The organism is Umezawaea sp., assembly GCF_057122925.1.
Map to the genome: position 1 here is coordinate 1 of NZ_DBNGPQ010000106.1, position 14122 is coordinate 14122.

Here is a 14122-nt window from a genome sequence, read left to right on the forward strand (position 1 = left end):
CCACGTCCCGGCTGACCGCGTACGGCACGACCACGAGACGGCCGCCGGTGGTCAGCGCGCCCCACATCTCCCAGACGGAGAAGTCGAAGGCGAAGCTGTGGAACAGGGTCCACACGTCGTCCTGCCCCAGGGGCAGGTTCTCGCGCACGCCGTCGATGAGCCGCACCACGTTCCGGTGCGTCACCGTCGTCCCCTTCGGACGGCCGGTCGACCCCGACGTGAAGATCACGTAGCAGGCGTTGTCGGGTGCCACCTCGGGCAGCGCGGCACCGTCGTCGGCCACCGCCTCCTCGACGTCGACGGCCTGCCACGGCCCCTCGGGCACGGCGGCGGCGGTCGGCGGGTGGACGAGGACGGTCTTCGCGCCGACCTCGTCGAGCATGAACGACATGCGGTCGGCGGGGAACGCCGTGTCGAGCGGCACGTACACGCCGCCCGCCTTCAGCACCGCGAGGCACGCCACCACCATGTCCGGCGAGCGCTCCAGGCACACCCCGACGCAGACCTCCGGCCCCACGCCCAGTCCGCGCAGCCGCCGCGCCAGCGCCGAGGAGCGCCGCTCCAGCTCCGCGTAGGTCCACGTCGTGCCCGCACCGGACACGGCGACGGCGTCCGGTCGCTCGGCGGCGCGGTGCGCCACGAGCCCGTGCACGGTCGCGGCCGGGAACCGCTCCTCCACACCGGACCACGACGCCACCAGCTCCGCCTCCTCGGCGGAGAGCAGGTCGACCTCGCTGAGCGGGCGGTCGGGCTCGGCGACGACCCGGCGCAGCAGGGTCTCCCAGTGGCCGACGAGGGCCCGCACGGTCTCGACGTCGAACAGGTCGGTGGAGTACTCGACCTCCAGCCGCAGCCCTTCGGCGCCGCGGAAGACCGACCAGGTGAGGTCGTACTTCGCGGTGCCGGTGGGGACGCTGCCGCGTTCGAGGACGACACCGTCGTCGAGGACCGCGGCGTCGTCCTCCTCGTGCAGGGCGAAGACGACCTGCACGACGGGGCTGTAGCTGAGGTCGCGCTCGGGGTGCAGGTGGTTCACCACCACGTCGAACGGCGTCCGGCTGCGCGACAGGGCGTCCAGGACGTCGGCGCGGGTGCGGGAGACGAGTTCGCGGAACGTCGGGTCGTCCGCCAGGCTGGTGCGGACGACCAGCGAGTCCGCGAAGAAGCCGACCAGCTCCTCCAGGGCGGCCGGACCGCGGCCCGCCGTCGGGGAGCCGATCACGACGTCGTCGCTGCCGGAGTGCCGGGCGACGAGAGCCTGGAAGGCGGCGACCAGCGTGACGAACGGGGTCACGCCCTCGTCGGCGGCGAACTTCTCCAGCGCGGCGAGGGGGACGTCGGTCAGGGTCACGTGCTCGGTGCCGCCGCGGTAGCTGAGCTCGGCGGGTCGGGGGCGGTCGGCGCCGAGGTCGAGGACGGCGGGCGCGCCGTCCAGGGCGCGGCTCCACGCCTCCAGCGACCGGGCCGTGGCCGGGCCCTCCATCACCTCGCGCTGCCAGAGCGCGTAGTCGGCGTACTGGACGGCGGGCGGCTCGGTCGGCGCGGCCCCGGTCCGGTAGGCCTCCACGAGCTGGCGCTGGAAGACCTCCAGCGACCAGCCGTCGCAGGCGATGTGGTGGAACGTCAGGTGCAGCCAGTGCGCGTCCTCGGCCAGGCGCAGCACCTGGGCGCGGAGCACCGGCCCCTCGGCGAGGTCGAACGGCCGCCGCGCGTCCTGCTCGACCAGTTCCCGTGCCCGCGCCGGGGCCTGTGCGCCCAGCCCGGTCAGGTCGGTGGTCGGGCAGGCCAGCTCGCGCCGGTCCGACACCCGCTGGCGGGGGCCGTCGGGACCGTCCTCGAACACGGTGAACAGCACGTCGTGGCGGGCGGCCACGGAGCTGACGGCCGCGGTGAGCCGGTCGACGTCCACCGCGCCGGTGAACCGGAGCGTGACGGGCATGTTGTACACGGGGCTGCCCGCCAGCCAGCGGTCGAGGAACCAGAGCCGCTGCTGGCCGTACGAGAGCGGACCCCGCTGGTCGGCACGGGCGCGCAGTACCGCAGGGGCAGGTGTCTGCCTGTCCTTGTGGAGGCTTCCCATGAGTATTCCCTTTCCTGCCGATCAGTATTTACGGCCGTTTTCGCCAAAGGGGTCGAGACGGAACACTAGGGAGCCGCAATCGAGCGGGTCAACAGACCACCCGCCATCAAAGGTCGAACGATGGAGCCGCGATAGCAAGGAAATAGCAATAGCTCCGAAGGGAAAGATTCGCGGTGCGGGCGATAGACCCGCGATGGAGCGATCCGAACACCATCTCTCCTGATCACAGGCCGTGCCGGCACCCCGAGGACGACCACCCGAACCGGCCGCGGGGGCGACTATTCACGACGGTCGGAGCGTCGAATAGGTGGTGCATCGCGCGACGAAAGCCCACCAGTAGCGAGACCGACCACACTGTTGCCGTCCGGGCAGACCGGAGACACGTCTGCGCTGTCCCGCCGGCGATTCGCCCGGCGAACGGGAGGAAGAGCTATGCCCAAGCAGAATCTCCAGGCACGCGGACCGGTCGACGGTGTCCTGGAGGGCCACGCCGGGCTCAGGGTCGACGGCGAGAGGCTGCTCGGCCGGCTGGAGGAGCTGGGGAAGATCGGCGCCGACCCCGCGGGCGGCGTGACCAGGCTCGGGCTCAGCGCCCAGGAGAACGCGGCCATGGCCTACCTGCGGGACCTGTGCGCCGAGGCGGGCCTGGAGACCGAGACCGACCCGGCGGGCAACCTGCTGCTCCACCGCCCGCACACCCGGCGCGGGGCGGCGCCCGTGCTGCTGGTCGGCTCGCACGTGGACACCGTGGTGCAGGGCGGGCGGCTGGACGGCGCCTACGGCGTGATCGCCGCGCTGGAGGTGCTCCAGGTCCTGCACGAGCACGACGTCGACCTCCCCGTCGAGATGGTCGCCGTCGCCTTCGCCAACGAGGAGGGCGCGCTGATCCAGACCCCGTTCTGGGGGTCGCGCGCGCTGTGCGGCTCGCTGGAGGACGGCCTCGCCGCCGAGGACAGGGCCGGGCGGCCGGTCAGCGCGTACCTCACCAGGGCGGGCGGCTCGCCCGAGCGGCTCCAGGACGCGGCGTGGCCGCCCGGCGACATCGCCGCCTACCTGGAGCTGCACATCGAGCAGGGGCCCTCGCTCGAACGCCTCGGCGTGCCGATCGGCGTCGTGGACGGGATCGTCGGGCGCACGATCCTCGACGTCGAGGTGGTGGGCGAGGCCCAGCACGCGGGCACCACGCCCATGGCCGACCGCCGGGACGCGATGGTCGCCGCCGCCGAGATCGTGCTCGCCGTGCAGCGCGCCGCCACCGAGCGGGCCGTGTGCGCGACGGCCACCACGGGCTACCTGGAGGCCCACCCCAACGTCACCAACACGATCACGGGCACCGTGCGGCTGACCGTGGAGGTCCGCGACACCGATCCCGGCAGGCTGGTCCGGGGCGAGGCCGACGTGCGGGAGGAGTGCGCGCGGGTGGCGGCGGCCTCCGGGTGCACCGTCGACGTGCGGGCGTCCATGCGGTCGCGCCCGGTGTCGACCGCTCCCCCGCTCCGGGACGCGGTCAGGGGCGCGGCCGACACCCTGGGCCTGGCGCACCTGACCATGCCGAGCGGGGCCGGGCACGACGCGCAGATCGTCGCGCTCGTGGCCCCCATCGGCATGATCTTCGTGCCCAGCAAGAGGGGCATCAGCCACGCGCCGGGCGAGGACACCGACCCGCTCGACCTCGTGCACGGCGCGAACGTGCTGCTGCACTCCGTCCTGGGCGCGCAGGCCGCGGCGGCGGACCGGATCTGAACCGGGCGGTCAGACCTCGGCGAACGTGACCGTGCACATGGCCAACCCCCAGGCGTGCTCGGCGAAACCGGCGGTGGTCGCCTGCCGCACCGCGGTCAGCACCCAGGACCGCTCGCGGGTGTACCAGCCCGCCGAGTCCGCGACGAGCCGTTCCGACAGCGAGCCGGGCAGCTCCCACCGGCTCGCCCCGTTGCCCGCCAGTTGCAGGTGGTGGCCGCCCTGGTGCCGGTGGGCCTTCTCCGACAGGTGCAGCAGCGCGCCCAGCAGCCGTTCGAACGCCTTCCTCACCGACTCCTCGCCCTCCTCGGCCTGGCGTCGGCGGGCGAAGCCGCGGATCCAGCCGGGGACCCAGTAGCGCGTGCCGTCGGTGTGGGGGCGGACGACCACGAGGTCGGCGTCGGCGAGTTCGTCGAGCAGCGCCTCCGACCGCGCCACGCTGACGTCCAGCAGCGGCGCGCCCACCCACGACGCGAAGTCCGCCGCCTCGACGAGCGGGAGCAGCCGGAAGAGGCGGCGGGCCTCCGAGGACAGGCCCGCGTACGCGGGGTGCACGCCGGTCTGGTCCTCCAGGTCGTCCAGCCAGCTCGACCCGCTGTCGAGCCTGCTGATCATGTCCGCGACCGTCCAGTGCGGGTGCGAGGCCAGGCGGGCGGCGGCCAGGCGCAGGGCGAGCGGCAGGTACCCGCACGCCTCGTTCAGCGCGGTCGCGGCGCCGCGGTCGGCGTCGATCCTGGCGCGCCCCGCGATGCGGCCCGCGAGTTCCAGCGCGCTGCTCTCGGTGAACGGGGTCAGCCGGACGCGCACGGCGGCGGGGAGCCCGGCGAGCGGCTGGCGGGACGTGACGACCACCCGGCACAGCGACGTGCCCGGCAGCAGGGGGAACACCTGGCTCTCCGAGACCGCGTCGTCGAGGACGACCAGGGCGCGCCGGTCGGCCATGTGGTCGCGGAAGGTCCCCGCCCGCTCCTCGGCGCCGTCGGGGATGTCCTGGTCGGCGAAGCCGTACGCGCGCAGGAACCGGCCGAGGATGTCGTGGGGGTCCTCCGGCACGCCGTCGTGCGACAGCCTGGCGAAGAGCTGCCCGTCGGGGAAGTCCGGGGCGAGCCGGTGGGCGGCGTGCACCGCCAGGGTGGTCTTGCCGACGCCGCCCCGGCCCGTGACCACGACCGTGGGGACGGCGGTCCCGTCCCTCGGCTCGGACACCCCGAGGAGGCGTTCGAGGCTGCGCCTGCGGCCGGTGAAGTCGACGATGTCGGCCGGGAGGTGGCGCGGTCCCCTGCTCCTGACCGGGATCGGCCTCGGCTCGGCGGGCCGGGACAGGGCGGGGTCGTGCACGAGGATGCGCTGGTACAGGCCGCGCAGCTCCTCGCCGGGCTCGATGCCCAGTTCGCCGACGAACCGCGCGCGGGCCCTGCGGTACTCCTCCAGCGCCTCGGCCTGCCTGCCCGCCCGGTACAGGGCGGTCATCAGCAGGACGAGCAGGCGCTCGCGCCGCGGGCGGGCGGCGACCAGGGCGGTCAGCTCGCCGACGAGTTCGTGCGGGGCCCCGAGGCCGTGCGCGAGTTCCAGTTCCAGGCACTCCTCGTGCACGGCCAGCCGCCGGTCGTCCAGCGCGGTGGCCACGCCCCGCAGGAGCCTGCTGCCGACGCCCGCGAGCGCGGGGCCGTGCCACAGGGACAGGGCCGACCGCAACTCGGTCGCCGCGCGCTGCGGGGCGCCGTCCGCGACGGCCGCGTGGGCGGCGGCCACGTGCGCCTCGAAGGTGTGCAGGTCCAGTTCGCCCTCCGCCACGCGCAGGCGGTAGCCGGGGGCGCAGGTGTCGACGAGGTCCCGGCCGCCGGAGAGCTGCCGCCGGAGCGAGGAGATGCAGATGTGGATCTGGCTGCGGCTGGTGACCGGGGGCGCCTCGTTCCACACCCCGTCCACGAGGCGGTCCACGGGCACGATCCGGTTGGCCTCCACCAGGAGCAGGCCGAGGACGGTCATCTGGCGCGTGCCGCTGACCTCCAGGACGGCTCCCTCGTGCCGTGCCTCCAGGGGGCCGAGAATGCGGTATTCCATCGTTCGCTCCGGAGTCCTTGGCGACCTCGTGGTTGCTGCGGTAACCACGAGGTCGGTACGTGCGCGTGCCGGGCTCGGTGCCGTCGAGGTCGTGCGGACCGCACGACAGCGCTCTCGTCGAGCACTTCGGTTCTACGAATCGATTATCCAGTCATTGAGAATGCCAATGACAACATTGGACGAGCATATGGATAATCGTAAGCACCGTTCGACGGCACAGGTTTCTAGGCCGAATGCCACGACCGCTGGGCCGAATCCGCCAAAAAACACCACACCGACCGCCTTGTTCATCTCCCCAGGCCGCCACCAAATGCGCAGGAGAGACAGTTTCGCCGGAAGACCAAGACAGAATTCACTTCGAAAAAATTTACTTTGAGGGGTGAACTATCGAGGAACCTAGCACGCTGGGGAACGAGAGGTGAATGCTCCAACCCAGTGAACCGGCGGCGGCGACCACCACGTGATGTAATGCCATAAGGAAGACAGATCCCGCTGGTCGGGGGCATCTTGACCAGCAAAAGCGGGCTCGCGCGTCCAAGCGCCATCAAACGCACTGTCAGTGACGAAGAATGATTGCTCTGCGCGACCGCGCGCATTGTGGAATGAGAGCGCTTCGCCATCCCGCATTGTTCGGGCGAGCCGGCTGAGCGTGGTCGCGACCGGACTTGACGACGGCGGGCGCGGCGCTCGGGGTGCCGCGACGAGCCGTGCGGAGCGACCGCGGTCGCTCCGCACGGGTGGGGTACGTCGTCGTCGGGAGGGTCAGGGCGTCCAGGGCGCGTCGAGCGACCAGCCGAGGTCGGGCACCAGGTTGGCCGCGGTGTCCCACGCGCTGGAGCCGCCGGGGGTCGCCAGCCAGAGTTCGCTGTTGACGTGCCTGAGGTAGGAGCCGGGCAGGTTCCACGCGCTCAGCCGCACGCCGGTCGGCGCGGAACGGCCGCACCACGTGGCGTCGGCGCGCATCAGGGCCGTGCCGTCGTCGGCGCTGATCCGCACGCGGGAGTTCTGGTGGCGCAGGTAGTGGCCCGGGAAGTTGCGGGACTCCAGGCTGTGGCAGCCGCCCGCGAGACCCGGCACGACCCGCCAGGTGGCGTCCGCCTTGAGCAGCGCGGGACTGCCCGCGTCCACGTGGTCGGTGCGGCCCAGCGCGTTCTGGTGGCGGACGTACCGGTCGGTGAAGCCGGGCGTGGTGACGCGCAGCGAGCGGTGGCCCGCGGGCAGGGTGACGGGCGCCCCGTCGTCGCCGGCCGAGCCGGGGACGGCGGCGAGGGCGGCGGCCCAGCGGGCGGCCATCTTGTCGTAGCCCGCGCGGGTGGGGTGGATGCCGTCGGCCAGGTCGGCGGTGGTGAGGGCGGAGTGCATGTCCACGAAGTGCACGCGCGCGCCCCTGGCGCGGACCACGTCGGGCAGGGCGGCGTTGAACGAGGCCGCCCTGGCTTCGAGCACGGGGTCGCCGAGCGGGATGAGCGAGGAGACGAACACGTCGGCGCCGGGAGCCGCGGCCCGGATGTGGTCGACCAGCGCGCCCATGCGGGCCGGGGCGCCGGGCACGTCGTGGTCCTGCACGACGTCGTTGGTGCCGAGGTGGATCAGCACGGTTCGCGGCGCGGCGGCGCGCACCCACGCGTCCGCGTTGGCGTCGACCTCGTCGATGCGCCAGCCGGAGTGGCCCTCGTGGTCGTGGTCGGGCAGGTCGGCCGGACCGCTGGACCGCTGCGAGCCGACGAAGTCGACGAGGTGGCCTGCGTTCGCCAGCGTGCGCCACAGGGAGATCCGGTAGCCGCCGGGGACGGTGAACCCGTCGGTGATCGAGGCGCCCAGCGGCATGATCCGCGTGCCGCCGTTGCTCTCCGCCGCCGTGGCGACGCCCCCGAGGCCGAACGCCGCGAGGAGCAGGGTTGTCAGGACCAGAGCGCGTCGTCGCCACATGTCGAACTCCCGTCGTTCGAGTGAGACTGCGAGGAGGGGGCCGTGGTGGTCGGGGACGCCGACCACCACGGCCCGCGTGCTACGGCGCCCAGGGCGCCGCGACGGTCCAGCTGCTGTCGGCGGTCAGCGTCTGCGGCCTGCCCGCGCCCGAGTCGGCGGCACCGGAGGAGATGTGCACCTGCGAGTCGAAGTGCCGCAGGAACGAACCGGGCTGGTTGATCGACTCGAAGGTCACGCCCGTGCCGCTCAGCCCCGGCCGGGCGCAGAACGTGGCGTCGTCGCGGAACAGCGCCGAGCCGTCGTTCGGGGAGTTGCGCACCCGGCCCGAGGCGTGCCGGAGGAACTGGTTGGGGAAGTTCACCGACTCGAACGAGTAGCACGAGGAGTCTGCGAGACCGCGCCGGACCGTGTAGGTGGCGTCGGCCTTGAGGGTCGCGGAGCTGCCGCCGCTCACGACCTCCGTGTAGGCGAGGCTGTCGGCGTGCCGCAGGTAGCGGTCGGTGTAGCCCCACGTGGTGACCCGCAGGGACTGGCGCACGTTCGTGGCCAGCCGCACGGAACTGCGCCACAGGGCCGGGTCGGTCGTCCCCCACGTCGCGTCGGCGGCGAAGCCGGTCGCGGTGTCCCAGGCGTTGGGCCCGCCGCTGCGCGCCAGGTAGGCGTTGTCGGCGAAGTGCCGCAGGTAGGAGCCGGGGAAGTTCAGCGACTCCAGCGACGTGCCGCCCGCCGCGAGGCCGGGCCGGGCGCACCACGTGGCGTCCGAGGCGAACGAACCGCCCGTGCCTGCCTCGACCCGCACCCGGCTGTCGGCGTGCCGCAGGTAGCGGCCGGGGAAGTTCACCGACTCGAACGAGTAGCAGCGCGCGTCGGCCAGACCCGCCACCGTCCGGAACGACGCGTCCTGGCGGTCCCCGTCAGCGCTGGCGGCGCTGATGACGTCAGTGCGCGCCACCGAGTTGGCGTGCCGCAGGTACCGGTCGGTGAAGCCCGGCGTGGTCACCCGGAACGACCGGACGTGCCCGAGCGTGAGGTCCACCGGGGAGTTGAGGTTGCGCGAGGCGCCGATCAGGTCGGCGTGCGCGGCCCGCACCTGGTTGGTGTCGACCTTCTGCACCTGGCGGTCGTAGGTGAGCAGGCCGTTGTACTCGCCCTCCACGTCGGTGATCTCCGTGTAGACGTAGGCGGAGACGCCCTTGGTGGTCATGAGCTGCTTCACGTCGCGGACCATGCCGGTGTAGCGGTCGTTGAGCTGCGCCGCGCTGGACACCTGCTCGTAGGCGAAGAACTGGCCGTTCGGGCTGTACTCGTGACCGGGGTTGCGCAGCCCGATCCCACCGAACTCGCCGAGCGCGGACACGCGGGTCGCCGACGGGCGCGGCGCGTCGGGCCCGGTGTAGACGTGCCAGTCGATGATGTCGCCCGTGCCGGGATCTCCCTTGGAGGCGCAGCAGTTGTAGCCGCTGTGGGCGTTCACCAGCCGCGTCGGGTCGTAGTTCTTCAGGTCCGTGGTGACCCGCCGGGTGTCGGCGAGGTTCCACTCGCCCCAGCCCTCGTTGAACGGCACGTAGGTGATGACGGCGGGCGAGAACCGGTGCTCGTCGATGATCTCGCGGGCCTCGGTCTCGAACTGCGCGATCTGCGCGGCGGTGCGGTTGGCGTCGGACGTCGGGGTGGACGGGACGTCCTGCCACACCAGCAGCCCGAGGCGGTCGGCGTGGTAGTACCAGCGGGCCGGTTCGACCTTGATGTGCTTGCGCACCATGTTGAAGCCGAGGTCCTTGTGCTTCTGGAGGTCCGACGCCAGCGCCGCGTCGGTCGGCGCGGTGTACAGGCCGTCCGGCCAGAAGCCCTGGTCCAGCGTGCCGACCTGGAACACGAACTCGCCGTTGAGCGTCGGCCGGAGCACGCCGTCGACCAGCTTCGTGCCGACCTCGCGCATGCCGAAGTAGTTCACCACCTGGTCGACGGTCGCGCCGGACGCGTTGCGCAGCGAGACGCGCAGGTTGTAGAGGTACGGGTCGTCCGGCGACCAGCGGCGGGCGTTGGGCACCGGCACGGAGAACTCGGTGAACCCGCCGGTGCTGCTGCCCACCACGGTCGACCCGGCCATCGCCTCGGCCAGCACGGAGTGCCCGGCCGTGTCGCCGCGGGTGAAGACCCGGACCCTGGCGGTGTTGTTGGCCAGGTTCGGGTAGACGTCGACGGAGAACACCGACGTCGCCGCCGTGGGCTCCAACCACACCGTCTGCCAGATGCCCGACGACGGCGTGTAGAAGATGCCGCTGGGGTTGTTGACCTGCTTGCCGACCGGCTGCTTCTCACCGCGCCCGTCGGTCGGGTCGTAGACGCGCACGACGATCTCGTTCGTGCCGCCGTTGAGCTGCGGCGTCACGTCGACCTCGAACCGGTCGTAGCCGCCCTTGTGGGTGGTGACCTGCGTGCCGTTGACCCACACGGTCGCCTCGTAGTCGACCGCGCCGAAGTGCAGCTGCACGCGCCTGCCGTTCCACGCGGGCGGCACGGTGAACGTGCGCCGGTAGAACATCAGGTCGCGGTTGTCGTTGCGCATGATCCCGGACAGCGCCGACTCGATCGGGTACGGCACCAGCACGCGCTCGGGCAGCGTCTGCCCCAGCGGCGGCGCCGCGTTCCGGTTCACGCCGCCCGCCCCGTCGGTCGCCGGGTTGAGGAACTGCCACTCGCCGTTCAGCGACTGCCAGTCCGGGCGGGTCATCTGCGGGCGCGGGTACTCCGGCAGCGGGTTGGTCGTGGACACCTGGTTGGTCCACGGCGTGGTCAGCGGCGGTGTCTTGGGCACGACGGCGGACGCGGTGGCGGCGGTGGCGACCAGGCCACCGGCCAGGGCCAGCACGGCCACCGCGGAAGCGACGAGGCGGCGCATCGAACTCCTTCGGGCACAGGGAGGCGCGCGGGATCGGCGCGCCACCCCGGCTCGACGGCTTCGGTGGCGTGCGGAGTCCGTGCGGTGGAGAACGTGGTCGAACGGCAGGGGGTGACCGGCCCCGGAACAGGTCCGGGGCCGACGTGGCGAACGTAACATGAGACATTCGTAAACGGAACAAATCAGAAACAACCAGCAATCAACAGACGAACCTGCTGGCGCACCCCACCGCTCGGCGGTGCCGCACCGGTGCGGCGGCACCGGCAGCCGGCGCGCGCACCGCCGGCACGGCACGAGTCCCCCCGCGCGCTCGACCAGCGCGGTCGTCCACCTGCCCCTAGCGTGGGGCCGATGCGACTCCCCCGCCCCGCCGCCCGGTGCACCCGCCGCCCGACCGGGCGTGCCGGGTCATGACCCGGTGCCTGGTCATGGGTGCCACGGGGTACCTCGGCTCGCTCCTGGTGCCCGCCCTGCTCGACGCGGGCCACGAGGTGAGCGCGCTCGTGCGAGCGCCCGACGCGTCCGACCCGCTCCCGGCACCGGTCACCGTCCACGCGGGTGACGCCACCGACCCGCGCGCCGTGCGCGAGGCGCTGGCGGGCGTCGAGGTGGCGTACTTCCTCGTGCACTCGCTGGAGCGCGACGACTTCGCCGACGTGGACCGCCGCGCGGCGACCGTGCTGGTGGAGGGAGCGGCGGCGGCGGGCGTCCGGCAGGTCGTCTACGTCGGCGGGCCGCGGCCGACGTCCGACGACGTGTCGGAGCACCTCGCCTCGCGCGCGGAGGTCGGTGACATCCTCACGGCCGGGAGCGTGCCCGCGCTGGCGCTCCAGGCATCCATGATCATCGGCCGCGGCTCGACCAGCTTCGACCTGCTCGCCACCGCCCGGCTCTCGCCGTGGGTGCCCGTCCCGCGGTGGATGCGCAACACCAGCAGGCCGGTCGCCGCCGCGGACGTCGTGCACTACCTCCTCGCCGCGGCGGAGGTGGAGCCGCCGGTGCGCGGGACGTTCGACGTGCCCGGCCCGGAGGCGCTGAGCTACCTGGCCCTCGTGCAGCGGTACGCCCGCGTGACCGGCCTGCGCACGAGGCTGCCCGTGCCCGCGCCGCTGTGGTCGCACCGGTTGGCCGCCGCGCTGACCGGCGTCGTGACGGCGATCCCGTCGGCCGTCGCCAGGCCGCTGTTCGAGTCCCTCGACCACGACCTGGAGCCCACCGACGGCGTCGTGACCGACGTGCTGCCCGCGCCGCCGCGCGGTCCGACCACCGTGGACAACGCGATCCGCGCGACCTTCCCGGCGACGGCGTGCCGTGCCGCCACCGGCGCGCCGTTCGTCGACGAGCTGGTGGTGCCCACCACCGCCGGGCCGGACGAGGTCTGGCGCACCATCACCGGTCTGGGCGGCACCACCGGCTGGCACACGATCCCCCTGGTCTGGACCGTCCGCGGCGCGGTGGACCACCTCGTGGGCGGCGTCGGGCTCTACCGGGGCCGGGCGCCGGAGGTCTCCGACGGCGACGTGGTCGACTTCTGGACCGTGCTGCACCGCGACGACGCCGCCCGCCGCCTGGTCCTGCACGCGGACATGAGGATGCCCGGTGACACGGTCCTGGAGATGAGCGTCGAGCCGGGGGCCTACCGCCAGAGGATCACGTTCACCCCGGACGACGTCGCGGGCAAGCTCTACTGGCACCTGCAAAAACCGCTGCACGACGTCGTGTTCACCACGATGGCCCACGGCATCGCCCGCGGCTCGACGTCGACCGGGCGTCGGGCGGTCGCCGAAGCCCTGCGCGACGCGGCGAACCACGTCGCGGGACGGCTGCGGTAGCCGGGGCCGCCCCGGCCGTGGTGGTTCGCTACGTCGTCAACGGCCGGTCGGCCGACCGGTGGTCGACCGCCAGGGGGCGCTGTGGGCTCGTCGGGCGTCGTGGTCGAGCCCACCCGGCCGCGCGGCGGATCGCGACCGGTCCGCGGGCGTGGACGGCGGTGCGGGCGTCACCGCGCACGCGAGGACCTCTGGGTGCGGATCGGTGCGTCGGAGACGTCCACCCCACCCAGAGGTCCTCGCTCGGTCGACTCGACGCGCCGTCCACGTCCCAGTCGGTCACAACGGCTAGCTCGGCGGGTACTGCTCGGCCTTGAGCAGCCGCGCGAGGTGGGCGGCGTTGGCGGCGAGGGTCTTCGTGGCGGACGCGGTCGCGTCCGGGGTCTTCTCCAGGTCCTTGTAGTCCTCGCCCTGCATGGCCTCACCGTTCCAGTAGGTCACACCGCTCGCCGGGATGGTGAACCCGACGTCGTTGAGGCACTGGAACAGGTCCGCGCTGATCTTGTGCGTGCCGTCCTCGTTGCCGACCACGGCGACCACACCCACCTTGCCGTAGGTCAGCAAGCGGCCCTCGTCGTCCTTTTCGGACAGTTCGCCGTCGAGGCGCTCCACCGCCCGCTGCGCCACGCTGCTGTGCTGGCCCACCCACGTCGGGGTGGAGATCAGGAGCACGTCGGCGGCGAGCATCCGCTCCCGGATGGACGGCCACTCGTCACCGGGCCCCATGTCCGTGAGCACACCGGGTTTCACGTCGTGGTCGACGAGCCGGACGCTCTCACCCGTCACGCCGTGCTCGGCCAGCGCGGCCAGCACCTGGTCGGCGATGAGCTGGCTGCTGGACTCGGCCGGGGACGGCGACAGCGTGCACACGAGGGCCAGGGCGCGCAGCGGTGGGGTTGAGGTTGTCATGTCCAGGAGTTACCCACGACCGCCACGCCCCACACCGGCCGGGCGTTCCCCCGTTAGGGGCGTTCGGCCAGTTCCGCCCACACCGTCTTGCCGCCGCCGACACCGGGCAGCACGCCCCAGGCACGGCTGAGCTTGTGGACGATCAGGATGCCCCTCCCGTTCGCACGGGTGGGGGACGGCGCGCGCAGGACCGGGCGGAAGGAGGTCCCGTCGGTGACGTCGACCCGCACGGCACCCGCCCGGCGCGAGATCCGCAGGCGTCGCGGGAACTTGGCGTGCTGCACCGCGTTGGTGACCAGCTCCACCGCCACCAGCACGACGTCCTCCAGGACGGCCGAGGTCAGCACCGCTCCCAGGTGGCCGCGGATCCCCACGCGCACCGCGGCCAGGTCGACCCGGTCCTCCAGCGGGCACTCCCACGGCACCAGGCCCAGGGTCAGCGCCCTCTCCACCTCGGCGTGCAGCTGGGCGGTCGCGTCGGCGACCGACCCGGTCACCAGCGGTGAGCCGTCGAGGTCGAAGCTTCTGTCGGTGCCGTGCCGGTGGTTCATCGGACAACTCCTTCGGTGCAGGGCGGTGCAACGCGTCCACTGGTGGACGGAGCCACGTCGGGCTGCGCCAGGAGTACCCCGCTCGACGCCGTCGCACACGGCAACGCGCGGGTGATCC

The 14122-nt window shown here is 72.8% G+C and carries 8 protein-coding genes; 2 read left to right on the top strand and 6 right to left on the bottom strand.

Features of this window, described 5'->3' with window-relative positions; all coding sequences use genetic code 11:
* Positions 1 to 2080: non-ribosomal peptide synthetase (locus tag AC156L_RS24490; RefSeq protein WP_484407295.1), on the bottom strand; the 2080-nt coding region annotated here is incomplete at its 3' end.
* Positions 2081 to 2512: 432 nt separating this feature from the next.
* Between AC156L_RS24490 and AC156L_RS24495 the strand changes: the two genes are divergently transcribed.
* Positions 2513 to 3823 (top strand): Zn-dependent hydrolase, encoded by a 1311-nt coding sequence (locus AC156L_RS24495; RefSeq protein ID WP_330878380.1) that lies wholly within the window; start codon positions 2513 to 2515, stop codon positions 3821 to 3823.
* A 9-nt stretch (positions 3824 to 3832) separates the two neighbouring features.
* Here the strand turns inward: AC156L_RS24495 and AC156L_RS24500 are convergent, their stop codons facing one another.
* The 3 genes from AC156L_RS24500 to AC156L_RS24510 form a co-directional block, all read right to left on the bottom strand.
* Positions 3833 to 5884, bottom strand: coding sequence for an AfsR/SARP family transcriptional regulator (locus AC156L_RS24500; RefSeq protein WP_330878381.1), 2052 nt, complete (start codon positions 5882 to 5884; stop codon positions 3833 to 3835).
* Positions 5885 to 6646: 762 nt separating this feature from the next.
* Complete coding sequence (locus tag AC156L_RS24505) at positions 6647 to 7813, bottom strand: AbfB domain-containing protein (RefSeq protein ID WP_330878382.1); 1167 nt, start codon at positions 7811 to 7813, stop codon at positions 6647 to 6649.
* 79 nt (positions 7814 to 7892) lie between these two features.
* Positions 7893 to 10715, bottom strand: a complete 2823-nt coding sequence (locus AC156L_RS24510) for an AbfB domain-containing protein (RefSeq protein ID WP_330878383.1) — start codon at positions 10713 to 10715, stop codon at positions 7893 to 7895.
* A 410-nt stretch (positions 10716 to 11125) separates the two neighbouring features.
* Here AC156L_RS24510 and AC156L_RS24515 point away from each other — a divergent pair, with 410 nt between their 5' ends.
* A complete protein-coding gene (locus tag AC156L_RS24515; protein ID WP_484407297.1) occupies positions 11126 to 12547 on the top strand; it encodes a DUF2867 domain-containing protein in 1422 nt (473 codons plus the stop codon).
* A gap of 285 nt (positions 12548 to 12832) precedes the next feature.
* On the opposite strand, the gene AC156L_RS24520 is transcribed toward AC156L_RS24515, so the two are convergent.
* The gene (locus AC156L_RS24520) at positions 12833 to 13453 is read right to left on the bottom strand and encodes a flavodoxin family protein (RefSeq protein WP_330878385.1); all 621 of its coding nucleotides are present in this window, start codon (positions 13451 to 13453) and stop codon (positions 12833 to 12835) included.
* A gap of 53 nt (positions 13454 to 13506) precedes the next feature.
* Positions 13507 to 14004, bottom strand: a complete 498-nt coding sequence (locus AC156L_RS24525; protein WP_330878386.1) for an ATP-binding protein — start codon at positions 14002 to 14004, stop codon at positions 13507 to 13509.
* Positions 14005 to 14122 lie beyond the last annotated feature (118 nt).